23 protein-coding genes are annotated in these 26586 nt (G+C 41.2%); 9 read left to right on the top strand and 14 right to left on the bottom strand.

The features are described 5' to 3' along the window. Positions 1-238: 238 nt before the first annotated feature. Together QM469_RS06590 and QM469_RS06585 are read right to left on the bottom strand one after the other, a co-directional pair. Positions 239-1003, bottom strand: a complete 765-nt coding sequence (locus QM469_RS06590) for a hypothetical protein (protein WP_414276328.1) — start codon at positions 1001-1003, stop codon at positions 239-241. An 88-nt stretch (positions 1004-1091) separates the two neighbouring features. Continuing rightward, on the bottom strand, positions 1092-2984 hold the full coding sequence (locus tag QM469_RS06585) for a M13 family metallopeptidase (RefSeq protein WP_414276327.1): 1893 nt from the start codon (positions 2982-2984) through the stop codon (positions 1092-1094). A 179-nt stretch (positions 2985-3163) separates the two neighbouring features. Between QM469_RS06585 and QM469_RS06580 the strand changes: the two genes are divergently transcribed. The 8 genes from QM469_RS06580 to QM469_RS06545 all read left to right on the top strand — a co-directional run bounded on the left by QM469_RS06580 (position 3164) and on the right by QM469_RS06545 (position 8850). After that, positions 3164-3886 (top strand): metal ABC transporter ATP-binding protein, encoded by a 723-nt coding sequence (locus tag QM469_RS06580; protein ID WP_075231208.1) that lies wholly within the window; start codon positions 3164-3166, stop codon positions 3884-3886. Further along, complete coding sequence (locus QM469_RS06575; protein ID WP_075231207.1) at positions 3883-4731, top strand: metal ABC transporter permease; 849 nt, start codon at positions 3883-3885, stop codon at positions 4729-4731. Before QM469_RS06580 ends, QM469_RS06575 begins: the two co-directional genes overlap by 4 nt. Positions 4732-4762: 31 nt before the next feature. Next, positions 4763-5692: a metal ABC transporter substrate-binding lipoprotein/adhesin PsaA gene (psaA, locus tag QM469_RS06570; RefSeq protein WP_315639398.1), complete on the top strand. Its 930-nt coding sequence runs from the start codon at positions 4763-4765 to the stop codon at positions 5690-5692. A 121-nt stretch (positions 5693-5813) separates the two neighbouring features. Beyond that, on the top strand, positions 5814-6308 hold the full coding sequence (gene tpx, locus QM469_RS06565) for a thiol peroxidase (protein ID WP_315639400.1): 495 nt from the start codon (positions 5814-5816) through the stop codon (positions 6306-6308). 89 nt (positions 6309-6397) lie between these two features. Then, positions 6398-7048, top strand: coding sequence for a metal-dependent transcriptional regulator (locus tag QM469_RS06560; RefSeq protein ID WP_315639402.1), 651 nt, complete (start codon positions 6398-6400; stop codon positions 7046-7048). A gap of 117 nt (positions 7049-7165) precedes the next feature. Further along, on the top strand, positions 7166-7876 hold the full coding sequence (locus tag QM469_RS06555; RefSeq protein WP_414276326.1) for a nicotinamide mononucleotide transporter: 711 nt from the start codon (positions 7166-7168) through the stop codon (positions 7874-7876). A 128-nt stretch (positions 7877-8004) separates the two neighbouring features. Further along, positions 8005-8418, top strand: coding sequence for a hypothetical protein (locus QM469_RS06550; RefSeq protein WP_228113874.1), 414 nt, complete (start codon positions 8005-8007; stop codon positions 8416-8418). Between the two features lie 18 nt (positions 8419-8436). Next, positions 8437-8850, top strand: a complete 414-nt coding sequence (locus QM469_RS06545; RefSeq protein WP_153225438.1) for a hypothetical protein — start codon at positions 8437-8439, stop codon at positions 8848-8850. A 38-nt stretch (positions 8851-8888) separates the two neighbouring features. On the opposite strand, the gene dtd is transcribed toward QM469_RS06545, so the two are convergent. Together dtd and QM469_RS06535 are read right to left on the bottom strand one after the other, a co-directional pair. Next, on the bottom strand, positions 8889-9332 hold the full coding sequence (gene dtd, locus QM469_RS06540; RefSeq protein ID WP_153225439.1) for a D-aminoacyl-tRNA deacylase: 444 nt from the start codon (positions 9330-9332) through the stop codon (positions 8889-8891). Positions 9333-9362: 30 nt separating this feature from the next. Further along, on the bottom strand, positions 9363-11579 hold the full coding sequence (locus tag QM469_RS06535; RefSeq protein ID WP_049503998.1) for a RelA/SpoT family protein: 2217 nt from the start codon (positions 11577-11579) through the stop codon (positions 9363-9365). A 292-nt stretch (positions 11580-11871) separates the two neighbouring features. Here QM469_RS06535 and QM469_RS06530 point away from each other — a divergent pair, with 292 nt between their 5' ends. Continuing rightward, the gene (locus QM469_RS06530) at positions 11872-14253 is read left to right on the top strand and encodes a bifunctional 2',3'-cyclic-nucleotide 2'-phosphodiesterase/3'-nucleotidase (RefSeq protein WP_414276325.1); all 2382 of its coding nucleotides are present in this window, start codon (positions 11872-11874) and stop codon (positions 14251-14253) included. A 100-nt stretch (positions 14254-14353) separates the two neighbouring features. On the opposite strand, the gene QM469_RS06525 is transcribed toward QM469_RS06530, so the two are convergent. From QM469_RS06525 to metE, 10 genes are all read right to left on the bottom strand, one after another. Continuing rightward, positions 14354-15484: an ABC transporter ATP-binding protein gene (locus QM469_RS06525; RefSeq protein ID WP_049504000.1), complete on the bottom strand. Its 1131-nt coding sequence runs from the start codon at positions 15482-15484 to the stop codon at positions 14354-14356. A 113-nt stretch (positions 15485-15597) separates the two neighbouring features. Next, the gene (locus QM469_RS06520; protein ID WP_414276324.1) at positions 15598-16467 is read right to left on the bottom strand and encodes a helix-turn-helix domain-containing protein; all 870 of its coding nucleotides are present in this window, start codon (positions 16465-16467) and stop codon (positions 15598-15600) included. Positions 16468-16469: 2 nt separating this feature from the next. Beyond that, positions 16470-16856: a Mini-ribonuclease 3 gene (locus QM469_RS06515; RefSeq protein ID WP_045763483.1), complete on the bottom strand. Its 387-nt coding sequence runs from the start codon at positions 16854-16856 to the stop codon at positions 16470-16472. Continuing rightward, entirely contained in the window at positions 16849-18192 is a 1344-nt protein-coding gene (gene cysS / locus QM469_RS06510) for a cysteine--tRNA ligase (RefSeq protein WP_315640925.1), read from the bottom strand. Before cysS ends, QM469_RS06515 begins: the two co-directional genes overlap by 8 nt. A gap of 228 nt (positions 18193-18420) precedes the next feature. Continuing rightward, positions 18421-19182, bottom strand: coding sequence for a nucleoside phosphorylase (locus tag QM469_RS06505; protein ID WP_315639409.1), 762 nt, complete (start codon positions 19180-19182; stop codon positions 18421-18423). A gap of 3 nt (positions 19183-19185) precedes the next feature. Beyond that, a complete protein-coding gene (locus QM469_RS06500; RefSeq protein WP_315639410.1) occupies positions 19186-20052 on the bottom strand; it encodes a GNAT family N-acetyltransferase in 867 nt (288 codons plus the stop codon). Between the two features lie 11 nt (positions 20053-20063). Then, a complete protein-coding gene (gene cysE, locus QM469_RS06495; protein ID WP_315639411.1) occupies positions 20064-20681 on the bottom strand; it encodes a serine O-acetyltransferase in 618 nt (205 codons plus the stop codon). Positions 20682-20696: 15 nt separating this feature from the next. Next, positions 20697-22910 carry a polyribonucleotide nucleotidyltransferase gene (gene pnp, locus QM469_RS06490; protein WP_414276323.1) on the bottom strand — a complete coding sequence of 738 codons (2214 nt, stop codon included), beginning with the start codon at positions 22908-22910 and terminating at the stop codon, positions 20697-20699. Between the two features lie 335 nt (positions 22911-23245). Next, positions 23246-24112 (bottom strand): methylenetetrahydrofolate reductase [NAD(P)H], encoded by an 867-nt coding sequence (gene metF / locus QM469_RS06485; protein WP_414276322.1) that lies wholly within the window; start codon positions 24110-24112, stop codon positions 23246-23248. Between the two features lie 62 nt (positions 24113-24174). Continuing rightward, positions 24175-26424: a 5-methyltetrahydropteroyltriglutamate--homocysteine S-methyltransferase gene (gene metE, locus QM469_RS06480; protein WP_414276321.1), complete on the bottom strand. Its 2250-nt coding sequence runs from the start codon at positions 26422-26424 to the stop codon at positions 24175-24177. Between the last annotated feature and the right edge of the window lie 162 nt (positions 26425-26586).

Genomic DNA, 26586 nt, shown 5'->3' with positions numbered 1-26586 from the left:
CTGTTTTTGATACAGAAGGATATTTTACTATGGATTTCAGAATGAGAAAAGACCTCAATTTCATAATCTCTATGAACTACACACTAAATGATATGCTCCCCTTATAATGGACAGCGAAAAAATAAAATTCACTAGAAACTGTAGGGGAGCAGGTCATCATCCTTGTTTTTTTAGTTTCTATTTCTAGAGCAATCCTTGCTCAGTAGAATCAAAGTTGAACTAGAAAAATAGTTCAAAACTAATTGGCTGGATTCAATTCTTTCCAATCGATGTTAGCCAAATCAAGCTTTTCAGAAGAGATATCTAAAACTTGCTCTGCTTTCTCATTGCCACCAATTTGAAGAGTCGCTTCTTTAACCTTCTCTACTCCATTTTTATCAAACGAATATAGAGCTAGGTTCATTTCTGGACGAGTTGACTGCCAGTCTGCATAAGAGACTTGACCATTTTCATAAATAACAAAGCCTGAGCGAAAACCACCTGCAGAAGCTACATAAGCTGTTTGAAGTAAGTTTGGTTTTTGATTTTCCAAATAATAAATGGCTGAAACAAATTTTTCATCGCCAATAAGTAACTCATCTTGCCCATCCTTATTCAAATCAAGAAGAGCATATTTAAAGTCTGGTGCATTTTGATAATCCATTCGAGAGAAAATCAGGCTATATTCTTCTGAAGCAATCTTGTGTTGTTTATTTTCCTCGTATAAATCTTCTCTATTACCTTGTTTTAAAAGCTCTGTATAGTGATTATAACGTTCAATCACTTCTTTATACAAATCTGGTCCCGTTTCCTTCTTATTTTCAGCAATTGATTGTGACGCCTTGGTTGAAGAGTCACTAGTATTCTCAGTATTTTCTCCTGTTGATGAACTAGTCTTATCGTCTTTGGATACAGATGATAGTGTAGATGAAGGTTCTATATTTCTATTATTTTTATTGAGACCACAAGATGCCAAAACTGAAATTGAAAGAATAGCTGAAAGCACTATTAAGTATTTCTTCATGTTAACCTCGATAGCATTTTATTTTCAGATGGATAAACTTCAAGCATGAGTCACTTACTTCAAGATGATACTTGATTTAGGACTCACTTTACCAAATAATCACACGGTCTTCTGGTGAGCGCCACATTCCGTCGCCTTCTTTGACATCATAGGTTGTAAAGAAGTCATCAAAGTTTGGCACTTGGACATTGACACGAAGTTTAGCTGGTGCGTGTACATCGACGCTAGCCATGAGTTTCATCAACTCTGGACGACCTTTCATACGCCAGATACGCGCAAAGTTATGGAAGAATTCTTCAGCTGAGAAGTCTGGTTCTCTATTAGCAGCTTCAAGGGCAGCAGCAATTCCTCCTAGGTCGGCAACGTTTTCTGATACAGTTAATTTACCGTTAATGGTCGCTCCGTAAGATTCTTGACCATCAAACTGGTCGATAACCTTCTGCGTTTTCTCTTTGAAAGCTGCATAGTCGCTCTCTGTCCACCAATCCTTGAGACTACCATTTTCATCAAAGGAAGCTCCATTAGTATCAAAGGCGTGAGAAATTTCATGGGCAATCACCGCTCCGATACCACCATAGTTGGCAGAAGATGACTGATGCAAGTCATAGAATGGTGCCTGTAAAATAGCGGCTGGGAAAACAATCAAGTTCTTTTGTGGATTGTAGTAGGCATTGACCATGTGAGCAGGCATTCCCCACTCCTTGTAGTCAACTGGCTGATTCCACTTGCTCCAACTGTGCTTGATTTCCACACGCGCAAAGGCTAGGGCATTCTCAAAGAGGCTAGCAGATTCATCTACAACCTTATCCTTGTAGCGGGCTGGTAGCTCCTCTGGATAACCGATATAAGGCTTGATGACATTGAGTTTGACGATAGCTTTTTCTCGTGTTTCAGGAGTTAGCCAGTCATTTTTAGCTAAACGTTCCTTATAAACGTCAATCATGGTCGCAACTTTTTTCTCCACATCAGCTTTAGCTTCTGGAGAGAATTTTTCGTGGGCATACCAAAGGCCGAGGGCTTGTTTGAATGGTCCTTGAGCTAAATGGTAAGCTGCCTTACGTTTGTCTTGAGCCTCTGGAACTCCTGAAAGAGCTCGTCCGTAGGCACCTGACAAGATACGAATCTCATCTGTTAGATAGCTAGTTGAAAGATTAACCACACTCAAGATCAAAGTTGCCTTGAGTAAAGGCCAAGTTTCTTCACTATAGAATTGCTCTGCTGCTTGCCAGAAACGCTCTTCATCTACAATGACCTTATCAGGAACTTGACCAAGAACAGCTTGGAAAAAGTCATCTAAAGGAAGTGCAGGGGCAAACTTTTTGAAATCTTCATAAGAATACGGATGGTAAAGTTTGGCATACTCTGAACTCTCTTCGTTTGAAAGTACGACAGCTGCGATACGGCGGTCCAATTCCAATCGTTTCTCTAAAAGATCTTCGATTTCTTCATCTGAGAAGTTATAGGCTTTGAGGAGATTAGAAGTACTTTCTTTCCAAAGGTTCAACAATTCCTCACGCTGTGGATGGTCCTCCGCATAGTAGGTTGTGTCAGGCAAGATTGTTCCTGGAGCACTAGCCCAAAGAACATTGGTTCTAGCATCCATAAAGTCTGGTGATACTCCAAATGGAAGGAAGTTTGGTTTACCAGCTAATTCAAATGCAGCTAGTTTACTTGCGAAATCCGCAAAACTTTCCAAATCTTGGTATTCCTTAAGCAAAGGAAGGACTGGCTCAATTCCATCAGCTTCTCGTTTTTCAAAATCTCTGACCATACGATGGTACTTAACAAAGTTTGCCAAGATAGCATCTTCTGGCACATCTTCACCTGCCAACCATTTGTCGGTTGTCGTTAGCATCAACTCTTCGATTTCTTCGTCAAGGTCGATAAAACCACCTGTTCTCGATTTATCGGCTGGAATAACGGCAGTCTTTTCCCATTCACCATTTATAGCATCATAAAAATCATCTTGATAACGTGTCATCTTGTTCTCGCTTTCCTATTTTCACTTATTCCTAGCTTAGCAAAAATCCCTGGGGAATGCAATTAAAAATACCGTCTTCTCCTGATTGTTTTCTAGTTAATATTTTAAATATTTACAAAAATTAACTTGACTTAATTTTTATTTTAATGTATATTAAAAGATAGGAGGAATATAACTGTATGATACGTATCGAAAACCTCAGTGTCTCCTACAAAGAAACGTTGGCACTGAAGGATATTTCACTAGTGCTCCAAGGACCAACTATTACCGGAATTATTGGTCCAAACGGTGCTGGAAAATCAACCTTATTAAAAGGTATGCTGGGAATTATCCCACATCAAGGTCAGGCATTTCTCGATGACAAGGAAGTTAAAAAATCCTTACATCGAATCGCCTATGTCGAACAAAAAATCAATATCGACTACAACTTTCCCATCAAGGTCAAGGAATGCGTCTCGTTAGGACTATTTCCCTCTATTCCTCTCTTTCGAAGTTTAAATGCTAAACATTGGAAGAAAGTGCAAGAGGCCCTTGAAATCGTCGACCTAGCTGACTACGCTGAACGGCAAATCAGTCAACTGTCTGGAGGTCAATTCCAGCGGGTCTTGATTGCCAGATGTTTGGTGCAGGAAGCCGACTATATCCTCTTGGATGAACCCTTTGTTGGGATTGACTCAGTCAGTGAGGAAATCATCATGAATACGCTGAGAGATCTGAAAAAAGCTGGGAAGACGGTTCTCATCGTCCACCACGACCTCAGCAAGGTTCCCCACTACTTCGATCAAGTCTTGCTTGTCAATCGAGAAGTGATTGCCTTTGGTCCGACCAAAGAAACTTTTACCGAAGCCAATCTAAAAGAAGCTTACGGTAATCGACTCTTTTTCAATGGAGGTGACCTATGATTGCAGAATTTATCGATGGATTGCAAAAATTCCATTTCCTACAAAATGCCTTGATAACAGCTATTGTCGTCGGGGTCGTAGCTGGAGCTGTGGGATGTTTCATCATTCTACGCGGGATGTCACTCATGGGAGATGCCATTTCACATGCTGTCTTGCCAGGTGTAGCCCTCTCCTTCATCTTGGGCCTTGACTTCTTTATCGGAGCCATTGTCTTTGGATTGCTAGCTGCCATCATCATTACCTACATCAAGGGGAACTCGATTATCAAAAGCGATACCGCCATCGGCATTACCTTTTCTTCTTTCTTAGCCCTCGGTATCATCTTGATTAGTGTCGCTAAAAGTTCAACTGACCTTTTCCATATCCTTTTTGGTAATATCCTAGCCGTCCAAGATACGGATATGTTTATTACTATGGGTGTAGGGGTAGCCATTCTCTTGTTAATCTGGATTTTCTTCAAGCAACTCTTGATCACTTCCTTTGATGAACTCTTGGCTAAGGCCATGGGAATGCCTGTCAATTTCTATCACTACTTACTCATGGTACTCCTAACTCTCGTGTCTGTGACAGCTATGCAAAGTGTCGGAACTATCCTGATTGTAGCCATGCTGATTACCCCAGCAGCAACTGCTTATCTCTATGCTAATAGCCTGAAAAGTATGATTTTCCTTTCCTCAACCTTTGGAGCTACAGCTTCAGTTTTGGGACTCTTTATCGGCTATAGCTTTAACGTTGCGGCAGGTTCTAGTATCGTGCTTACAGCCGCTAGTTTCTTTCTTATTAGCTTCTTTATCGCTCCAAAACAACGATATTTGAAACTGAAAAATAAACATTTGTTAAAATAAGGGGCAGAACCCCACTAAATTGGAGGATCTAATGAAAAAATTAGGTACATTACTCGTTCTCTTTCTTTCTGTCATTGCTCTTGTAGCATGTGCTAGCGGAAAAAAAGATGCAGCTTCTGGTCAAAAACTAAAAGTTGTTGCTACAAACTCAATCATCGCTGATATTACTAAAAATATTGCTGGTGACAAAATTGATCTTCACAGTATCGTTCCTGTTGGTCAAGACCCACACGAATACGAACCACTTCCTGAAGACGTTAAGAAAACTTCTCAAGCTGATTTGATTTTCTATAACGGTATCAACCTTGAAACAGGTGGCAATGCTTGGTTTACAAAATTGGTAGAAAATGCCAAGAAAACTGAAAACAAAGACTACTTTGCAGTCAGCGAAGGTGTTGATGTTATCTACCTTGAAGGCCAAAACGAAAAAGGCAAAGAAGACCCACACGCTTGGCTCAACCTTGAAAATGGGATCATCTTTGCTAAAAATATCGCAAAACAATTGAGCGCTAAAGACCCTAGCAACAAGGAATTCTACGAAAAAAATCTCAAAGAATATACTGAAAAACTAGACAAACTTGATAAGGAAGCTAAAGAGAAATTTAACAACATCCCTGCTGAGAAAAAACTCATCGTAACCAGCGAAGGATGCTTCAAATACTTCTCTAAAGCTTACGGTGTACCAAGTGCCTACATCTGGGAAATCAATACTGAAGAAGAAGGAACACCTGACCAAATCAAGACCTTGGTTGAAAAACTTCGCCAAACAAAAACTCCTTCCCTCTTTGTCGAATCCAGTGTCGATGACCGTCCAATGAAGACTGTTTCACAAGACACAAACATCCCAATCTATGCTCAAATCTTTACAGATTCTATCGCTGAAGAAGGTAAAGAAGGCGACAGCTACTACAACATGATGAAATACAACCTTGACAAGATTGCTGAAGGTTTGGCAAAATAAGCCTCTGAAAAACGTCATTCTCACGTGAGCTGACGTTTTTTTCTGCCCATATTTTCAGTCAAACTATTGGAAAAGTCTGAACATTTAATGTAGAATGAAAGAAAAAAGATTGGAGTAGCTTATGACTACATTCCTTGGAAATCCTGTAACTTTCACAGGAAAACAACTGCAAGTAGGAGACAAGGCTCTTGACTTTTCTCTAACAACAACTGACCTTTCTAAAAAATCACTGGCTGACTTTGAAGGTAAGAAAAAGATTTTGAGTGTCATTCCTTCTATCGACACTGGTATCTGCTCACTTCAGACTCGTCGCTTTAACCAAGAATTGGCTAGCTTGGACAACACTGTTGTCCTTACTGTTTCTATGGACCTTCCATTTGCTCAAAAACGTTGGTGTGGCGCAGAGGGAATTGAAAATGCCATCATGCTCTCAGACTACTTCGACCACTCTTTTGGACGTGATTACGCGCTCTTAATCAATGAGTGGCATCTGCTTGCGCGCGCGGTCTTTGTCCTTGATGCTGACAATATTATCCGTTATGTTGAGTATGTGGACAATATCAATTCCGAGCCAAACTTTGAAGCAGCCATTGAAGCAGCAAAGTCGCTTGACTAAAAGAAAGCCCACTTATAACAAGGCAGAAAGCTAGAGAAATCTAGCTTTTTTTGGTATACTAGATGGAGATAATAAACAAGGAAATGCAAATGACACCTAATAAAGAAGACTACTTAAAATGTATTTATGAGATTGGCATGGAACTTCCTAAGATTACCAATAAAGAAATCGCTGCTCGAATGCAGGTATCACCTCCAGCTGTAACTGAAATGATCAAGCGCATGCAATCCGAAAATCTTATCCTAAAAGATCAGAAAAAGGGCTACTTACTAACGGACATTGGTTTAAAACTTGTATCTGACCTTTACCGAAAGCACAGACTCATTGAGGTTTTTCTGGTTCACCATCTAGACTATACCAGCAATCAGATTCACGATGAGGCTGAGGTATTAGAGCATACAGTTTCAGACCTTTTTGTGGAGCGACTGGAAAATATGTTAGGCTTTCCAAAGACCTGTCCCCATGGTGGAACCATTCCTGCCAAGGGTGAGCTTCTAGTTGAGGTTAATAACCTACCACTCTCTGATATCAAGGCAGCTGGAACCTATCTTTTGACAAGAGTTCATGATAGCTTTGAACTTCTCCAATATTTGGAAAAACATGCAATCCATATTGGAGAACAACTCCAAGTCAAGCAGTTCGATGGCTTCTCTAATACCTTTACCCTGATTCACAACAATGAAGAACTTCAAGTCAGCCTCGAAATCGCCAAACAACTCTATGTTGAAAAAATGAACTAATTTCTCAAGTCCCCTACCAACCCTGAAAGCTTTATTTTCAGGGTTTTATTTCTAGCATTTGATGTTACTCTCATTTTGTTGTAGAATGTTTGTAAAAAAAGAAAGATATTTTAACCTATGAAAAAATCACTAAAAATTTTTGCGACATCCAAATGGTTTGACCTCTTTGGGGTTGCTCTGGTCGTTGGAATTGCGATCGCATCTGGTTACCTCAACTCCCGTCTCGATAAATTCGTAGACTGGGGCTCATGGACTGCCCTTGTGCCCTTTGGATTGATTTCCGTAACCAACGTTGGGATTTCCATGTTGTCCACTCGTTTCACGGGAAAATTAAGCAAATGGGGAAATTACTTTGGCATTGTCAATACGATTTTGTCCGGCACCATTGACTATATCCTTGGAAATAAGGCGGCCATTATCACCTATCCTGTCACCTTCCTCATTTATACCTTTGCTATTAAGAAATGGGAAGCTTCGCAAGAAGGCAGACCCAACCAAATGAGCCAAAAACAGATAAAATTAGCTGCCATCATCATTTCAATCATCGCCTTCCTCTTTGCATTTATGACCAACTATATCGGCTATGGAGGAAAGATGAATCTCCTTGCCTACGTAACAACTATTTCCTTTGCACTCTCCCTCATTGCCAATGCTTTGAATGCATTGAAACTGACAACTCAGTGGGGATTTTGGTTGATTTACAATTTCGTTCAGCTGACAAAGGCTGGCATTCAAGGAAACTTTGCCAATATCGGAAAATACATCTTTTATATCCTCAATGCAATCGGAGCTTTATTTGTCTGGAATGATGAAGAAGTGGAAAAATAGAAGGAAACTCAAATAAAGAAAGCAAGCCGACTTAATAGAATTTCCTTACTAAAATTTTTTATCATTTTACTTGTAACTCCCATTCTTTTGGAGTAGAATGAAGCTAGATAAAAGAGGGAGGTCATCTTATGAAAAATCTCTTTAGAATCCATTTTACAGCCATCGTAGTCAGCGATTTGCTACTGTTGGTAACTTTCAGACCTCGATACGAACTTTCTTTGGAGAGAGGCCTGATTTTTTGCTTCATTTTCATCCTTGCTCAAGGACTACTGCTATTTCGCTTGGTCAATCGACTCAAAAAACATTTCTCTGAGATTTATCCTCAGATGAACAAAAAAATTCGCCTTTACTACTTAAAGATTCTCTCCACTGACCTACTATTATTTGTCTTTTTAGCCATCACTGGCCCTCAACATTTTTACTCTCTTACTCCAGTCTTTACTTCCTGTCATTCTACTTTTTATTATATAACGGCTAGCCACCTAAGAGAAAACTATCCAGACTTTTATGACAAACATATCTCTTTGTGGGAGTGTCTCTAAGGAAAAAAAGGTTTTATCATGAAAAAAATCATCTACATCAAAACCATTCAACTCCTTATCATCGATGGAATCATGCTGGCATTTTTGACATTTAAAGAGGGACTGACGTGGGATTGGATTTTGATTTACAGTGGTTGGCTCATTTTCTTTCATCCTGTGCTATTGACCTATCTGTCTAACCAGCTTTGTGACCACTTCAGTCAACTCTATTCCCAGATTAGACCTAGATTCTGGCGTTTTGCCTTACAAATCCTCCTATGGGATAGCCTGATAATTCTCTCCTTGCTGTTTTTAAGGGGTGTCCCACTCTTCCTTCAGGGAACTCTCCTCATCCTAGGACATTTCATCCCTTCCTATCGCACCTGCCAAATCCTGAAACAAGACTTCCCCAAAGCTTATCAAGAACCGATTTCATTTTGGAATATTTTGTGATAGATGAGAAAAACCAAGCCGGTCGGGCTTGGTCTTTCTTATCTATTTTTCGTATCAAGGATAATGGTAACCGGTCCGTCATTGACCAGCTCAACCTGCATATCCGCTCCAAAGATGCCTGTCTGAACGGGCACTTCTTGAGCTAATTTTTTGTTGAAAGCATCATAGAAGTCTGATGCCATATCAGGCTTGGCTGCGCCTGTGAAGGCTGGACGATTTCCCTTTTTGGTATCTGCAAACAAAGTAAACTGAGAGATGGAGAGGATTTGGCCTTGGATATCCTTAACCGATAAGTTCATCTTGCCTTCAGCATCTGAGAAAATTCGCATATTGACAAGCTTTCTGACTGCATACTCCAAATCTTCTTTTTGATCCTCAGGTCCAACACCTACTAAGAGTAAGAGCCCCTGCTGGATTTTCCCATATACTTGACCCTCAATAGAAACTTGTGCTTTCTTGACACGCTGAACGATAATTTTCATAGCAATCCTTTCTGATGATATCAAGCCAACTTAACCATTGGTACGTTTAACCGAGTAGACTTCTGGTACACTCTTAATCTTATCAACCACGGTGGTCAGCATTGAAAGGTTTGAAATTCCAAAGGAAACATGGATATTAGCAAATTTCATATCCTTGGTTGGTTGGGCATTAACGGTTGAAATATTCTTAGTTGTATTTGATAAGACTTGCAAGATATCATTCAATAGACCAGAACGGTTGAGCCCGTAGATATCGATGTGAGCCATATACTCCTTGCTTGAGAATTGGTCTTCCCATTCAACATCGAGTAGACGTTGCTCATAGTTTTCCTGTGAACGAAGATTCATACAGTCTACACGGTGGATGGCAACTCCGCGTCCTTTGGTAATATAGCCGACGATATCATCACCTGGAACAGGGTTACAACATTTAGCAATCCGGATCAGGAGCCCAGAAGCACCTTGGATGACTACTCCACCCTCATGCTTAACCTTAAGCGTGTCCTTGTTCTCCACCTTGACTTCGCCACCCTTGACCAGTTCTTCTGCTTCTGCCTTAGCTTTGGCCCGCTCTTCTTCACGACGTTCCTTCTCAGTCAAACGGTTAAAGACAGTGATGGCTCCGATTTCTCCAAAACCAATCGCCGCAAATAGCGCTTCTTCTGTCTTGTAGCTGGTTTTTTGAAGGACTTCATCCATGTGGCGTTTGTCCATAAATTTATTGGCCACATAGCCGTTTTCTTGGAGCTGACTAATCAGCAATTCACGACCTTTATTGATGGACAATTCTTTATCTTGGTTTTTAAAGAACTGACGAATTTTGTTACGAGCCTTGCTGGTCTTGACCATATTGAGCCAGTCACGGCTTGGTCCAAATGAATTTGGATTAGTGATGATTTCAACCTGGTCACCCGTTTTTAACTTGGTCGTCAATGGAACCATACGGCCATTAACCTTGGCACCAGTCGCTTTTTCCCCAATCTTTGTATGAATTTCATAAGCAAAGTCAATCGGACCTGAATCTTTTGGAAGTGAACGAACCGCCCCATCTGGAGTAAAGACATAAATCTCCTCAGCCAGATAGTTTTCCTTGACAGTATCCACAAATTCCTTGGCATCATCTGCTTGATCTTGGAGCTCCATCATCTCCTTGATCCAGTTCATTCCAATAGCAGATTCCTTACTATTAACCTGACCCTTGATTCCTTTTTTGTAAGCCCAGTGAGCCGCAACCCCGTACTCAGCAACCTCGTGCATCTCCTTAGTACGAATCTGGAACTCAATCGGCCCTTTTGGTCCATAAACAGTCGTATGGATAGACTGGTAACCATTGGCCTTACGATTGGCAATATAGTCTTTAAAACGTCCCGGCATTGGTTTCCAAAGCTCATGAACGTAGCCCAACATCGCATAGACATCACTCTGAGTGTCTAGAATACAACGAATGGCAATCAAGTCATAGATCTCTTCAAAGCGTTTTTTCTTGTCCTGCATCTTGCGATAAATAGAGTAGATATGCTTTGGACGACCGTAGATTTTTCCTGTAAGATGGCGCTCAGATGAGTATTCCTCGAGTTTCGTCACAACTTCATCGACCAAGGCTTCACGCTCTTGACGTTTTTCCTTCATCATGTGACTAATCTTGTAAAATTCAGTTGGATTGAGATAGCGGAAAGAGAGATCTTCCAGTTCCCATTTCACACTTGAAATCCCCAAACGATGAGCAAGCGGTGCATAGATTTCCATTGTTTCTCTGGAAATACGCTCCTGCTTGTCCTTACGAAGGTGCTTAAGAGTTCGCATATTGTGCAGACGGTCAGAAAGTTTGACCAAGATAACACGGATATCCTCTGACATAGCCATGAGCATCTTGCGATGATTTTCAGCCAGCTGCTCCTCGATAGACTTATACTCAACCTTACCAAGCTTTGTAACACCGTCAACAATCACTCGAACATCATGGCCAAACTCACGCTCTAAGTCATCCAAGGTAGCTTCTGTGTCTTCTACCACGTCATGCAAAAAACCACAGGCAACAGTGACAGCATCTAGCTTGAGTTTAGCCAAAATACCTGCTACCTGAATAGGGTGGATAATGTAAGGCTCGCCTGATTTACGATACTGGCCACTATGGCATTCTACAGCGTAAACCAAGGCCTTGTGTACAAAAGCCACATCTTCTTTCGATAAATATTTTTGCGTTAAAGCGACGACTTCATCGCCTGAATAAATTACTTCTTTCGGCATGCATACTCTCCAATTCTTCCTACCATTTTAACACTTTTTTGAGGATATGAAAACTAGTAAAGCCCATTCTAGATTAGAATCACTTACTGATTATTCTAAAAAGAAAAAAGTACAATTTTCAGATAAATGTTCACATTTTCCTGCATTTTTGTTATGTATGACAAATAAAACTTCCATTTTCAAATTTTCCCTGCTTCTTTGTTTAAAATCTATAAAATAATATTCGTAACTAACTTGATACCTAGCCTGTGATTTTGTATAATCAAGTGAAACTATTTTTTAGGAGAATGTTATGACATCATTTCGCAAACCAGCCGCCCTTTTAGGGCTTACTGCCGCTGTCTTTGCAGTATCTACTGCACAGGCTGATGAGACCAGCACAAATTTAGATGCTAGTATCAAACCTAGTTCAGCAACAAGTCCAGCTGAAAAACCAGTCACTAGTAAAGCAAGTGACACACTAGCTGATTCTGAAAAAGAAGGGACTATTGAAAAAGGGACTACAGAAGTTGCCCTAGCACCAACTGCTGAAGCTAAAGCTTCAAACGAAGGAAGTCTCGCAGAAGATGAAGCCAACCAACCTGTCGAAGGGCAAGAAGTTGATGTCCGTATCCTTGCAACTACCGACCTGCATACAAATCTAGTCAACTATGACTACTATCAAGACAAACCTGTTGAAAATGTCGGTCTTGCAAAAACAGCAATCCTCATCGAAGAAGCTAAAAAGGAAAATAGCAATACTATCCTCGTTGACAATGGGGATACCATCCAAGGAACACCTCTTGGAACCTACAAGGCTATCGTCAATCCAGTTAAAGAAGGCGAACAACACCCTATGTATACAGCACTTCAAAAGCTTGGTTTTGAAGTGGGGACACTCGGAAATCACGAGTTTAACTATGGATTAGACTATCTTAAACGTGTCATCGAAACCGCTGGTATGCCTATTGTCAATGCCAATGTTGTCGATCCTAAAACAGGTGCTTACATCTACGATCCTTACAAAATTATCACCAAAACTTTTGTAGATAAAACTGGTCACAAAACGACTGTCAAAATTGGGGTTACAGGAATTGTCCCTCCTCAAATTCTTAGCTGGGATAAAGCTAACCTTGAAGGTAAGGTTTTGGTTAATGATTCAGTAGAAGCTATCAAAAATATTATTCCTGAAATGCGTAAAGCAGGTGCAGATATCACTCTCGTTCTATCTCACTCAGGTATTGGAGATGACAAGTACGAAAAAGGTGAGGAAAACGAGGGCTACCAAATTGCTAGCCTACCTGGTGTTGATGCCGTAGTCACAGGTCACTCACATGCCGAGTTTCCTAGTGGAAACGGAACAGGTTTTTATGAAAAATATCCTGGTGTTGATGGTACCAACGGTAAAATCAATGGCACTCCTGTCACCATGGCTGGAAAATACGGTGATCATCTAGGTATTATTGACCTCAATCTTGTATATAAAAATGGAAAATGGTCAGTTGTCAACAGCAAAGGATCTATCCGTAAAATTTATACAAAATCCAAGGAAGCCGACGAACGCATCAAAGAAATTGCTAAAGAATCTCATGAAGGAACTGTCAAATATGTCCGCCAGCAAGTCGGAACAACAAGTGCCCCGATTACTAGCTACTTTGCCCTTGTAAAAGATGATCCATCAGTTCAAATCGTCAACAACGCTCAAATTTGGTATGCTAAGAGAGAACTAGCAGGAACTCCTGAAGGTAGTCTCCCGATTCTTTCTGCCGCTGCTCCATTTAAAGCTGGTACCCGTGGGGATGCAACTGCCTACACAGACATCCCAGCAGGTCCAATTGCGATCAAAAACGTAGCAGATCTCTACCTCTACGACAATGTTACAGCTATTCTCAAAATTACTGGAGCCCAATTAAAAGAATGGTTGGAAATGTCTGCAGGCCAGTTCAACACTATTGATCCGAGTAAAAAAGAAGCTCAGCAGCTCATCAACTCTAGCTATCGTACCTATAACTTTGACGTCATCGATGGTGTAACTTACGAGTATGATGTAACACAACCGAACAAATATGACCGAGAAGGCAAGTTACTTCATCCAGATGCTAATCGTGTTCGCAATCTTAAATACCAAGGCAAAGATGTTCGTCCAGAGCAAGAATTTATCGTTGTAACCAACAACTATCGCGCAAATGGTCAATTCCCTGGTGTTCGTGATGCTAGCCTCAACCGTCTACTTGGACTTGAAAATCGTCAAGCAATTATTAACTATATCCTTGAAGAAAAAAATATCAACCCAAGTGCAGATAAAAATTGGCGCTTCACTGATAGCATTAAAGGATTAGATATCCGTTTCTTGACAGCTGATAAGGCTAAAAATTTGCTAGGCACAGATGGCGATGTTCAATATCTCGCAAGTTCAGAGCAAGAAGGTTTTGGTGAATACCGACTTCTCTATGTAGAGCCAAAAGTAGATCCTACAACACCAGACCAACAAGATTCTGGCAATCAGAGCCTTAATGGACGAAATGAGACTATTACTCTTTCAAATGGTGGTCAAACTATCACACTACCAACAACTACTAAAGCAGCTACTACTAGTTTGCCAAATACCGGAGAAGAAACATCCATCCTTACACTACTAGGAATCGTCCTAGCAGGATTCGGACTTTCTCTTAAAAGCAAGAAAAAACAAGGCTAATTAAGTCAAAAGAAGTAAGATGATGTTCATCCTACTTCTTTTATTATGGTTACAAGAAAGGCACTGCAAATTCAACAGTGCCTATTTTTATTTCTATATCTTAGTAAACTGTTCTTTCAGTTTCTACGTCGAAGAAGTGTGCTTTGTTCAAGTCAAATCCAAGTTCAACTGTTGCACCTGCTTGCAAGTAGTCACGAGCGTCAACTTTTGCAACGAACTCATCTTTACCAACTTGGCAGTATAGGTGAGATTCTGAACCGAGCAATTCTGATACAGAGATTGTTGCTTTCACAACTGATTCTGGGAATGTTTCAAGAAAAGCAGGTTCTGCATTTACGTCTTCTGGACGGATACCGAAGATCAATTCTTTTCCTTCGTAGCCTTTTTCACGAAGAACTTTCAAAGCACCTTCTGGAACTTTCAAAGTAAATCCGTCAGCAACAATGCGGTCACCGTTCAATTTAACGTTGATGAAGTTCATAGCTGGGCTTCCGATGAATCCTGCTACGAATTTGTTAACTGGGTTTTTGTAAACTTCTTGAGGAGTACCGATTTGTTCAACACGTCCGATAGTACCTGTACCAGCAGGGTTTTTAGTTGCTGACATGATAACGATACGATCTGCAAGTGTCATCGCTTCTGTTTGGTCGTGAGTTACGTAGATAGTTGTAGCTCCGATACGACGGTGGATTTTAGCGATTTCAGCACGCATTGATACACGAAGTTTTGCATCCAAGTTTGACAAAGGTTCGTCCATCAAGAATACTTTTGCATCACGGACGATCGCACGACCCATGGCAACACGTTGACGTTGACCACCTGAAAGGTCAGCTGGTTTACGATCCAAGAATTCTTTCAAACCAAGAATTTCTGCTGCTTCTTGTACACGTTTGTCAATGTCTTCTTTGCTATATTTACGCAATTTCAAACCAAAAGCCATGTTATCGTATACAGTCATGTGTGGGTAAAGAGCGTAGTTTTGAAATACCATGGCAATGTCACGGTCTTTTGGAGCCACATCGTTGACAACCACGCCATCGATAGATGCAGTACCTTCTGTGATGTCTTCAAGACCTGCAATCATACGAAGAGTAGTTGATTTACCACATCCTGAAGGTCCTACGAAAACGATAAATTCTTTGTCTTTGATGTTCAAGTTGAAATCTTCAACTGAGTAGTGTTCGCTATTTGGATATTTTTTGTAAATATTTTTAAGATTTAATTCTACCATTTTGGAGAACTCCTTTTGTCATTTGATAGTTTTATTATAGATGAAAACGCTTTACATTTCTATGGCAAGGTGACCAAAAAAATAAAAAAGTTCTGTGCAACTTGCACAAAACTTTAAATAATATCTGGTAAAATCAACTGATAACACAAGGTCAAATCAGTCAATTCTTTCAACTGCAGTCCTGTCAGTTCTTCCCACTTATCAATCTTGTATTGGAGAGAATTGCGGTGCAGATAGAGCTGCTGTGCTGTTTTAGTCAGGACTGCACTGTTTTCCCACAGTGAAAGGATGATTTCCTGAATCTGATCCTGGTCCACAATCATCTGATGCAGATATTCCTTGACAACTCGGAGATCCACGATTCTTTCACCCATACTCCAAAGGTAAAGTTGAGAAAAAGTATGGAAACCTTGATGCCCTTGTCGCCACCAATTTTTGAACAAGTCTCGTTCTGCTTTGATGAGATCTGACAGAGCCTGATGTCCTATCTGTGACCAGACCTGACCTAACATGATGGATAAACGTACTCCAAAGTCATATTCTACAGCTTCCAAGGTATCCATCAAGATAGAGCGAACGGATGTGTACTTATCCTGTTGGAGAACAAAAATGTAATCCTGCGCTCCAACCTGAAGAACTGTTTGACAATTTGGAAAGAGGGTTCCCATCATCTCTAACCAAGACGTTAAATTTTCCTGTTGGAAATAGGATAGGTGACAATAGACCAGCTGCAATTTTTTAAAGTTTTGCGGTGCCTGTCCTTTGCCTTCAATGAGATAACTATACCAGGGATTGAGGGAAATGGTTTGCTCCTGTTTGGTTAAGAGAGCCACCAGTTGTTTTTCACGCTCGCTAAGACTAGCTTCCTCAAGCAAAAGCCACTGATAATTTGACAGAGGTAGACTTAGATAACCCTCTTTATCAACTGGCTGATCTAAGATTTTACCATCAGGAAACCAATCCAGTAGTTCTTTTGCAATCATTTCTAGCCCTCCACTTTTTGGATGCACCAAGAAATCAAGGTTTCTAGGCGTTCCACATTTTCAGTCATATGAAGATAGCCCATGACCGCTTCAAAACCAGTAGACATACGATAGGTTACCACATCCGCATTCTTAGCCTTGGTATGGCTGTTGGTGTTGCGACCCCGTTTATAGATTTCTTCTTCTTTTTCCGTTAGGACTTCTTCTTCCAGCATGAGGGAAATCAAGTGTGCCTGAGCCTTAGCTGATACATACTTGGTTGCCTCTTGGTGGAGTTTATTGGGTTTGGTCATGCCTTTAAGAATGAGATGGCGACGAATATACATAGAGTATACTGCATCTCCTTCAAAGGCTAGCGCAATCCCGTTAATGAGATTGACATCAATCACGTGTCCACCTCACTCCATCCTTGGTATCCAGTAGCTTAATCCCTTGAGCAGCCAGTTGGTCACGGATTTGGTCAGCTGTCGCAAAGTCACGATTGGCACGCGCTTCTTGGCGTTTTTGGATCAAGGCTTCAATCTCTTCATCCAAAACTTCCTCGACAAAGACAATACCAAAGACCTCTAACATAGCTGTAAGAGCTTCCTTAACAACCGCATCATAGTTTCCTGAGTTGATCCATTTAGCCATTTCAAAGACAACTGTGATACCATTGGCAGAGTTGAAATCCTCATCCATGGCCGCTACAAACTTATCTTTAAATGCCTGTAACTCTTGAGCATCTACAGTTCCAGTAAAAGGTTGTTCATAGGTGTTCTTTAGATACTTGAGATTAGTCTCTGCATCACGCACTGCTTTTTCCGTAAAGTTGATAGGCTTGCGGTAGTGTTGAGTCGCAAAGAAGAATCGCAATACTTGACCGTCGATAGTTTTGAGAGCATCGTGTACCGTAATGAAGTTTCCCAAAGACTTAGACATCTTGACATTATCGATATTGACAAAACCATTGTGCATCCAGTAGTTAGCGAAGGTCTTACCTGTTTTGGCTTCTGACTGGGCAATTTCATTGGTATGGTGAGGGAACTCAAGGTCTGCTCCACCACCGTGAATATCGATGGTATCTCCTAAAATCTCAGTTGACATGACCGAACACTCGATATGCCAGCCTGGACGACCAGGTCCCCAAGGACTGTCCCAAGAAATCTCACCTGGTTTCGCTGCTTTCCAAAGGGCAAAGTCCACAGGATTTTCCTTACGAGCTGTTTCTTCATCTGTACGACCTGAAGCACCCAGCTCCAAGTCTTCTAGGGTTTTATTGGCCAATTTAGCATAATTGTGGGATTTTTCTACACGGAAATAGACATCCCCGTGGCTCTCATAGGCATAGTCCTTTTCAATCAAATCAGTAACAAAACGAATAATATCATCCATAAACTCTACAACACGTGGATGACAAGTCGCAGGCTTCACCCCCAAAGCCGTCACATCTTCACGAAAGGCAGCGATATACTTTTCCGCTACTTCCTGAGGTGTGATACCTTCTTCCTTGGCGCGGTTAATAATCTTGTCATCTACATCGGTAAAGTTTGAAATGTAGGCAACCTCATAACCACGGTACTCAAAGTAGCGACGAATGGTATCGAAGGCTACTGTTGAGCGGGCATTCCCCACGTGGATATAGTTATAAACTGTCGGCCCACAGACATACATCTTAACCTTGCCGTCCTCGATTGGGACAAATTCTCGCAAATCACGAGACATGGTGTCATAGATTTTAATCATAAAATAATAGTCAGGAAAGCTAAAATTCATAAACAGATATTTTCATAACTAACTGTTCAACGAAATTTTAGTCCGATTGCCTGTCACAAATCGGAATTCCTTGCTCCTTTCTAAACATAAAAGAAGAATACAGTAAAAAGATGAAGGGAGTCACTACGGAAGTTTTATTGCTATCTTTTCCGTTAGGCTCCCTTCCTTTCTTGTTTCAAATTTATCGTAAAGACTAGTCTAAACTAACTCTTGAGCAATGACTAGGGCAATCTCAAAGAAAGTCATAGCATCCGCTTTTCTATCCTCGCGTCTAGCATCCCATTCATGATTGTGATGGTCGACATAGTCAGCTGTGTAGAAAAATTGATAGACATTGGCTTGTCGATATTGGGCCCAGGCCATGATAGCTGAAGCTTCCATATCTACAACTCTAGCTCCTGCTGCTAGTCTTCGTTTGACCTTAGCAGCTGTTTCACGATAGAAGGCATCTGTGGTCCAAGACTTTGTTCGAATATGCTCAATGCCAGCTTTATCCAAGGCTTTTTCCATAGTAAAGAGTAGAGATTGCTCATAGGCTATTTCATCACTTGCTGGAGCATAGTGATAACTAGTACCTTCATCACGTAAAGCCGAGCTTGGTAGGATAATCTTATCTGCTTGAATAGACTGGTCCAGAACTCCACAAGATCCCAAAACAATAAAGTTCTTAAATCCTCTTGCTTTGAGTTCTTCCAAGAGTCCAACAACCATTGGAGCTCCAATCGTAGCCATAGCAACTGCTACCTTACTCCCATCTTTTTCATAGATATACCATGGCAGTTTGCCATTTAGATTGGTAAGATAGCCACCTTCGTAGACACCATCTATCTGCTTTACTCGTTCAAGGATCTCTCCATTAAAAGACAAGATAATGGTATCACAGATTTCTCCACCACTAAGAAGGCTTCGATCAGTTGGCTCTATAACAGCAGGTACATTTTCAAATTCTTCTAATAGCATTTATTACTCTTTCTCATTCAGATAAACCACTTGGGTTTGTTTGACAAAGCCAATCTTTTCATACAAACGTTTAGCACCTACATTGCTATCTTCCACGGCAATCTGAAATTCCTTATCATTTTGCTCAATCAGTTGGTTGACTAGGGATTTTGCTAAATAGCTTCCATAACCTTTTCCACGTTCAAGTTCTGATATTGCTAAACCGTAGAGGTAATTCGTATTAGTCGATAAATCTACCGTGCAAGTCCCAATAACCTGACCGTCTTTTAATAAAATATATAGGTGACTTTCTGGATCCTTCAGAGCTTCGGCGACATATCTATCCACAACTTCTTTCGATTCATGTTCCTCTGAAAATGCCTGAAATTTTAACTGGCTAATTTGCTCCTGATACGAACTATCTGCTAACAAAACTTCAAGATTGGAAAGTTTTGCTAACTGATAAGGTCTTCTATCCTTACCTAACCAGGTTTCTGTCTCTTCATCCTTGACCAGTCCCCAGTTATTGACAAAATCAGGATGACGGTCTAGAAAAATACGTTCTGTCTGAAAAGTCACTGAACGAATAGGGGAAGAAGTCGTTTCTTTCTCAAAGCTAGTAAACAAAGCACGTGCAATTCCCTGACGGCGATGATTGGGATGAACCAGTATCGTCACTTCCACATCTTGGTCATCAGCATAGACAGTTAACAAACCAACCAGTTCGCCTTTTTCGTAAAAAAGGAAAAATGCAGGCATGCTTAGGTCAAAATTAAGCATGTTAGAAAGATAAGGATCACGATAAGTTCCATCATAGGCTTGGCAACAGTTAATTAGTTTTTTCGCCTCAGATAACTCCTCTTGGCTTAACTTATTTCTTGCTTGAATCATATAGATATCCTCTACAGCTCGGACGATCTATGACTGGCATCTCTCGCTTGCTCGAGTTTATTGACGTAGTATTCCCGTTTTCCTTCAACTTCATGAATGGTTGGTTCATCCTTTTGCCCATGCACTCGGACAATCTTAGCAGGAATACCGACAACCGTTACATCGCTAGGTACATCTGCAACAACAACCGCTGCAGCACCGACTTTGGCATTTTCACCGATTTCTACAGGCCCGATAACTTGGGCATGTGCAGATATGAGAGCTCCCTTACGCACGGTCGGATGACGTTTGCCAACATCCTTACCAGTCCCACCAAGAGTCACTCCGTGATAGAGAAGAACTCCTTTTTCAACGATAGCCGTCTCCCCAATCACAAGGCCAGAACCGTGGTCAATAAAGACACCTGATTCGATCTGAGCTCCAGGATGGATCTCAATCTGCGTCCAAAAACGCCAAAACTGGCTGTGCATACGAGCTAAGAGCTTAAAGCCATGTTTCCAGAGAAAATGAGAGAGACGGTGGGCAGCCAAGGCTTTCACACCAGGATAGGTCAAAAGAACCTCCAAAGTGGTGCGAGCCGCTGGATCATTTTCTTTTACGATATCAATGGTTTCACGCCACCATCCCATACATTTCTCCTTTTCTTATTCTGAATCTTTTGGTGTTTCTGTAAATTCTTTCTTAGGTTTGTGATCCTTGTGATGACGTGGGCGGTAAGGTCTCTCAGACTTTTCGCCTTTTTCATCACGTTCAGGTTTTGGAGGACGAGGAAGAAGGGCTTTCATAGAAGCATCCACACGTCCTTTTTCATCAATCTTGATAACCTTAACATCAACTTCATCCCCGATTGCTACCAAGTCTTCGACATTATTGGTACGTGTCCAAGCCATCTCAGAGATATGAACAAGGGCATCTGTCTTATCAAAGAGGTTGACAAAGGCACCAAATTTCTCGATACGAACAACTTTAGCATGGTAAACTTCATCCACTTTAGCTTCACGAACCAAACCAGCAATGATTTCTTTAGCGCGGTTAATGGCAACTTGGTCACTAGAGTAGATAGATACGTTACCTTCTTCGTCGATGTCAATCTTAACGCCTGTTTCAGCGATGATCTTATCGATGGTTTCTCCACCTTTACCGATGACAATCTTGATCTTATCAACATCAATCTTAATAGTATCAATTTTCGGAGCTGTTGGAGCCAATTCTGGACGAACTTCTGGAATAGTAGCTTCGATGACGTCAAGGATTTCAAAACGCGCTTTCTTGGCTTGAGCAAGAGCTTCCGTCAAGATTTCTGCAGTAATCCCTTGGATCTTGATATCCATCTGAAGGGCTGTAATACCATCGCGAGTACCTGCAACCTTAAAGTCCATATCTCCAAAGTGGTCTTCCAAACCTTGGATATCTGTCAATACTGTGTAGTTGTTTCCATCTGAGATCAGCCCCATAGCAATCCCTGCTACTGGTGCCTTGATTGGCACACCACCAGCCATAAGGGCAAGTGTTCCCGCACAGATAGAGGCTTGAGAAGAAGAACCGTTTGATTCCAATACTTCTGCTACTAGACGAATCGCATATGGGAATTCTTCCAAGCTTGGCAATACTTGAGCAAGGGCACGCTCACCGAGAGCACCGTGACCAATCTCACGACGGCCAGGAGCACCGTAACGACCTGTTTCCCCTACAGAGTATTGTGGGAAGTTATAGTGGTGCATAAAACGTTTCTTGTACTCTGGATCCAAACCATCGATGATTTGAGTTTCACCCATTGGCGCCAAAGTCAAGATAGAAAGAGCCTGAGTTTGTCCACGAGTAAAGAGACCTGAACCGTGTACGCGAGGAAGGAAATCAACAACCGCATCCAAAGGACGGATTTCATCAACCTTACGGCCGTCAGGACGAACCTTGTCTTCAGTGATCAAACGGCGCACTTCAGCGTGTTCCATTTGTTCCAAGATTTCAGCCACATCACGCATGATACGGTCAAATTCTTCGTGGTCTGCATATTTTTCTTGGTAAACTGCAGTCACTTGGTCTTTGACTGCTTGTGTTGCAGCTTCACGCGCCAATTTTTCTTCAACTTGAACAGCTTTTTGAAGGTCGCTGTTATAGGCTGCGATGATTTCAGTTTGCAATTCAGCATCTACATGAAGCAATTCTACTTCTGCTTTTTCTTTACCGACTGCCGCAACGATTTCTTCTTGGAAGGCAATCAATTCTTTAACAGCTTCATGTCCTTTGAGAAGGGCTTCCAACATGATTTCTTCTGACAATTCTTTGGCACCAGACTCTACCATGTTGATAGCGTGCTTAGTACCTGCTACTGTCAATTCAAGAAGCGATTGCTCTGCTTGTTCTTGCGTTGGGTTGATGATGATTTGTCCATCCACATAACCTACTTGTACCCCAGCGATTGGTCCGTCAAATGGAATATCTGAGATAGACAAGGCCAATGATGAACCAAACATAGCTGCCATTGGTGCAGATGCATTTTCATCGTAAGAAAGAACAGTATTGATGACCTGCACTTCATTACGGAAACCTTCCGCAAACATTGGACGGATTGGACGGTCAATCAAACGCGCTGTCAAAGTCGCATCTGTTGAAGGACGTCCTTCACGTTTCATAAAGCCACCAGGAAATTTCCCAGCCGCATACATTTTTTCTTCGTAGTTGACTTGAAGCGGAAAGAAATCCCCAGTTGCCATCTTCTTAGACATAACGGCAGCAGTCAAGACAGTTGACTCACCGTAACGTACGACAACAGAGCCATTTGCTTGCTTAGCAACCTGACCAGTCTCTACAATCAACTCACGACCAGCAAAAGTCGTTTGAAACACTTGTTTTGTCATTTTAATCCCCTTTTGGATTGATAATATTATACGCCTTGCCTACAAAGATCAAGATACTAAGGCCGTCAAAAGCAAAGTAAAAATAGGAAACTGACGAAGTCTTCGATGAAGACAAGACAGTTTATCTTTTTTACACAGCTTTTCGGCCGGGTTCAATTACTCAAGATATTTTGGACTTTTTGAGTTTCGTTTTCGCAACCTTTATAACCTAAATACCCTCATCTTTGTATCAAGTACGTACAGAGTCTATTTTATCATATTTTTCTTAAAAAGTGCTGGCTTTTCTATTAAAAAGGAACCATTCCTCTATGAAAAGAAGAATGGTTTGCTTTTTATTATCCTAAAGATTGGTGATTAAACAAGGCATGGGTTGCTTGGTGAATGTACTGAGCAGTATCTGCATTGTTCATGGTGTAGAGATGCACACCTGCTACGTCTTGCGTTACCAAGTCCACGATTTGGTCTACGGCATAGGCAAGTCCTGCTGCTCTGAGTGACTCAGGGTCATTCTCATACTTGTCTAAGATAGCTTTGAACTTACGTGGGAGATGGATATTCTCACAAGTCTTCAAGAGACGAAGAGCTTGGTTACGGTTGAGGATTGGCATGATACCCGCATGAATAGGCACATCAATTCCAGCCAAGGTACACTTGTCTTGGAAATCATAGAAACGCTCATTGTCAAAGAAGAGTTGCGTTACTAGACTAGAGCATCCTGCATCCACTTTTTTCTTAAGATTTTGGATATCTGAGATTTGGTTTGGCGAATCAGGGTGTCCTTCAGGATAACAAGCACCAATGATATCAAAGTGTGGGGCCTGCTCCTTGATAAACTCGATCAGGTCTGTCGCATAACGGAAGTCCTTTTGCGGCTCAACACCTGGAATGAGATCTCCACGAAGAGCCAAGATTTTTTGTACTCCAACCTTATCCAAATCTACAATTGTCTCAGCAACCTTATCCTTTGTCAGATAAATAGCTGGCAAGTGAGCGATTGTCGGAATAGCCAAATCATTTTGGATATAGTCAGCCAAACGAACCGTCGTCTCTTTGATATTAAATTTATTATTGCTGGCAGTCACACTGATAAAGTGTGGTGCCAAGCCCTGCATGTCTTTCAGAGCTGCAATAATTTTATCATTGCCTACTGCTGGGTTTGGAGGGAAAACTTCAAATGAGAGGGACGGTGTTTGACGTGACATATGTATGAACCTTTTCTAGTTGATTTCTTACTGATCAACCGTGTAGGGAGACTTGTCTTTTCTTACAATTTCTCACGCGCAGCTTTGGCAGCTTCTACAAGGCGGATCAAGCTTTCTTTCGTTTCTGGAATACCACGTGTTTTCAAACCACAGTCAGGGTTGATCCAAACTTTCTTGCTTGGCACTTTAGCAAGGATGGCTTCGATTGTATTGTCGATTTCGCCTTCATTTGGCACACGAGGTGAGTGGATATCGTAAACCCCAGGTCCCACTTCTGTTTGGAAGTTTTTCGCTTTAAGTTCGTCCAAGATTTCAAGGTTTGAACGGCTAGCTTCAAAGGAAATAACATCTGCATCCATGTTGTCGATAGCTGGGATGATATCTGTAAATTCTGAGTAACACATGTGAGTGTGGATTTGTGTGTCTGGCGCTACTGTTGAGTGTACCAAGCGGAAGGCAGGAATTGCCCAGTCAAGGTAGTCTTCGTACCAGTCGCTACGACGAAGTGGCAATTTTTCACGAAGAGCAGCCTCGTCGATTTGAATGATTTTCACACCAGCAGCTTCAAGGTCAAGTACTTCATCCTTGATAGCAAGGGCGATTTGAAGAGTTGAATCCTTGATAGAGATGTCTTCACGTGGGAATGACCAGTTGAGAATAGTTACTGGTCCAGTCAACATACCCTTAACAGGTTTGTTTGTACGGCTTTGTGCATAGCTAGACCATTTAACAGTGATAGGGTTAAGACGAGTGACATCACCCCAGATGATTGGTGGTTTAACCCCACGCATACCGTATGATTGTACCCAACCATTTTTAGAGAAGAGGTAACCTGACAAGTTTTGACCGAAGTACTCAACCATGTCATTACGCTCAAATTCACCGTGAACAAGGACATCAAAGTCGATATCTTCTTGCCATTTGATCCATTCGTCAATTGTTTCAGCAAGGAAAGCGTCATACTCTTCTTGAGACAATTCACCTTTACGGTAAGCCAAACGTTTAGCACGAACTTCTTTTGTTTGAGGGAATGAACCAATAGTTGTTGTTGGAAGAGCTGGAAGTTTGAAAGCTTCTTCTTGGATAGCTTCACGTTCAGCAAATGCTGGCAAACGAGTGTAGTCTGCATCAGTCAAACCAGCGATACGCGCACGAAGTTCCGCATTTTCACCAACACGCTCAGTCGCAAAGAGTTCTTTGTTGGCTGCAAGTGCTTCTTCACCTTGACCATTGCGGATAGCATCCAAATCACGAATCTCATCCAATTTTTCAACTGCAAAAGCAAAATGGTTCAAGATTGCTGGTTCAAATTCTTCATTAGCAGTTGTAAATGGCACATGAAGAAGTGAGCATGAGCTTGTCAAGACAATGTTTTCAGCTGGGATTTGCTCAAGAACAGCCAAGCTCTTTTCATAGTTGTTACGCCAGATGTTTTTACCATTGACAATACCTGCATAAAGAGTCTTATCAGCTGGGAAACCACCTTTAACCAATTCAAGAGTTTTCTTACCTTCAACGAAGTCAAGACCGATAGCATCTACTGGCAAGTTTACAAGGTCAGCGTAAACGTCACGAACGTCTCCGAAGTAAGTTTGAAGCAAGACTTCAAGACCTTTTTTGTCAGCCAAGAGTTTGTTGTAGAGGTTCAAGAAGAGAGCTTTTTCTTCGGCTGTCAAGTCTTTTACAAGAGCCGCTTCATCCAATTGGATGCGAGTCGCACCAAGTTCAGCCAATTTTGCAAAAACTTCTTGGTAAGCAGCAACTAAGCTGTCTACGAAGTCTTCTGCTTTCACGCCTTCTTCAAAATCTGACAATTGAAGGAAAGTGAATGGACCTACAAGGGCAGGACGAGTGTTGAGACCAAGTTCTTTAGCTTCTTGGAACTCATCAAAGATTTTGTGACCTGCAAGTTTAACTTGAGTGTCTTTTTCAAATTTAGGAACGATGTAGTGGTAGTTGGTGTTGAACCATTTCTTCATTGGAAGGGCGCGAACGTCCCCTTTTTCTCCTTGGTAACCACGACCCAAAGCGAAGTAGCGCTCAAGGTCAGACAAGTCCAAGTTTTGAACTGAAGCAGGTACCACGTTGAAAAGGAAAGCAGCATCTAGGAAGTTGTCATAGTGAGAAAAGTCATTTGATGGAATTTCAGTGATGCCTTTTTCTTTAACGATATTCCAGTGTTTAGCACGCAAGTCTTTTGCTGCTGCCAAAAGTTCTTCTTCTGAGATTTCTTTTCTAAAGTATTTTTCAGTTGTAAATTTTAATTCGCGGAATTCGCCCAAACGAGGGAAACCGATAATTGTAGTTGACATGTTTTGTCCTCCAAAAATTGTTGTTGAAACTATCTTAACAGAAAAGAAATCATCTGTATAATTGTAAAAAATTAGGCTTTGATATAGTTTGAAACTATATCGCTTTTTAAAGCACAAAAAAAGATTTGGAGAAGATTCCCCAAATCCTTTGGTAGACAATGG

Origin of the sequence: Streptococcus infantis, from assembly GCF_047464215.1 — a bacterium.
Taxonomy (GTDB): domain Bacteria; phylum Bacillota; class Bacilli; order Lactobacillales; family Streptococcaceae; genus Streptococcus; species Streptococcus infantis_P.
This window is presented reverse-complemented; position numbering and strand designations above follow the sequence as displayed.

What these genes read in the sequence shown, in the direction of transcription:
- QM469_RS06590 (WP_414276328.1), bottom strand. Translation starts at nt 1,003, where the DNA reads ATGAAGAAATACTTAATAGTGCTTTCAGCTATTCTTTCAATTTCAGTT.
- QM469_RS06585 (WP_414276327.1), bottom strand. Translation starts at nt 2,984, where the DNA reads ATGACACGTTATCAAGATGATTTTTATGATGCTATAAATGGTGAATGG.
- QM469_RS06580 (WP_075231208.1), top strand. Translation starts at nt 3,164, where the DNA reads ATGATACGTATCGAAAACCTCAGTGTCTCCTACAAAGAAACGTTGGCA.
- QM469_RS06575 (WP_075231207.1), top strand. Translation starts at nt 3,883, where the DNA reads ATGATTGCAGAATTTATCGATGGATTGCAAAAATTCCATTTCCTACAA.
- psaA (WP_315639398.1), top strand. Translation starts at nt 4,763, where the DNA reads ATGAAAAAATTAGGTACATTACTCGTTCTCTTTCTTTCTGTCATTGCT.
- tpx (WP_315639400.1), top strand. Translation starts at nt 5,814, where the DNA reads ATGACTACATTCCTTGGAAATCCTGTAACTTTCACAGGAAAACAACTG.
- QM469_RS06560 (WP_315639402.1), top strand. Translation starts at nt 6,398, where the DNA reads ATGACACCTAATAAAGAAGACTACTTAAAATGTATTTATGAGATTGGC.
- QM469_RS06555 (WP_414276326.1), top strand. Translation starts at nt 7,166, where the DNA reads ATGAAAAAATCACTAAAAATTTTTGCGACATCCAAATGGTTTGACCTC.
- QM469_RS06550 (WP_228113874.1), top strand. Translation starts at nt 8,005, where the DNA reads ATGAAAAATCTCTTTAGAATCCATTTTACAGCCATCGTAGTCAGCGAT.
- QM469_RS06545 (WP_153225438.1), top strand. Translation starts at nt 8,437, where the DNA reads ATGAAAAAAATCATCTACATCAAAACCATTCAACTCCTTATCATCGAT.
- dtd (WP_153225439.1), bottom strand. Translation starts at nt 9,332, where the DNA reads ATGAAAATTATCGTTCAGCGTGTCAAGAAAGCACAAGTTTCTATTGAG.
- QM469_RS06535 (WP_049503998.1), bottom strand. Translation starts at nt 11,579, where the DNA reads ATGCCGAAAGAAGTAATTTATTCAGGCGATGAAGTCGTCGCTTTAACG.
- QM469_RS06530 (WP_414276325.1), top strand. Translation starts at nt 11,872, where the DNA reads ATGACATCATTTCGCAAACCAGCCGCCCTTTTAGGGCTTACTGCCGCT.
- QM469_RS06525 (WP_049504000.1), bottom strand. Translation starts at nt 15,484, where the DNA reads ATGGTAGAATTAAATCTTAAAAATATTTACAAAAAATATCCAAATAGC.
- QM469_RS06520 (WP_414276324.1), bottom strand. Translation starts at nt 16,467, where the DNA reads ATGATTGCAAAAGAACTACTGGATTGGTTTCCTGATGGTAAAATCTTA.
- cysS (WP_315640925.1), bottom strand. Translation starts at nt 18,192, where the DNA reads ATGATTAAAATCTATGACACCATGTCTCGTGATTTGCGAGAATTTGTC.
- QM469_RS06505 (WP_315639409.1), bottom strand. Translation starts at nt 19,182, where the DNA reads ATGCTATTAGAAGAATTTGAAAATGTACCTGCTGTTATAGAGCCAACT.
- QM469_RS06500 (WP_315639410.1), bottom strand. Translation starts at nt 20,052, where the DNA reads ATGATTCAAGCAAGAAATAAGTTAAGCCAAGAGGAGTTATCTGAGGCG.
- cysE (WP_315639411.1), bottom strand. Translation starts at nt 20,681, where the DNA reads ATGGGATGGTGGCGTGAAACCATTGATATCGTAAAAGAAAATGATCCA.
- pnp (WP_414276323.1), bottom strand. Translation starts at nt 22,910, where the DNA reads ATGACAAAACAAGTGTTTCAAACGACTTTTGCTGGTCGTGAGTTGATT.
- metF (WP_414276322.1), bottom strand. Translation starts at nt 24,112, where the DNA reads ATGTCACGTCAAACACCGTCCCTCTCATTTGAAGTTTTCCCTCCAAAC.
- metE (WP_414276321.1), bottom strand. Translation starts at nt 26,424, where the DNA reads ATGTCAACTACAATTATCGGTTTCCCTCGTTTGGGCGAATTCCGCGAA.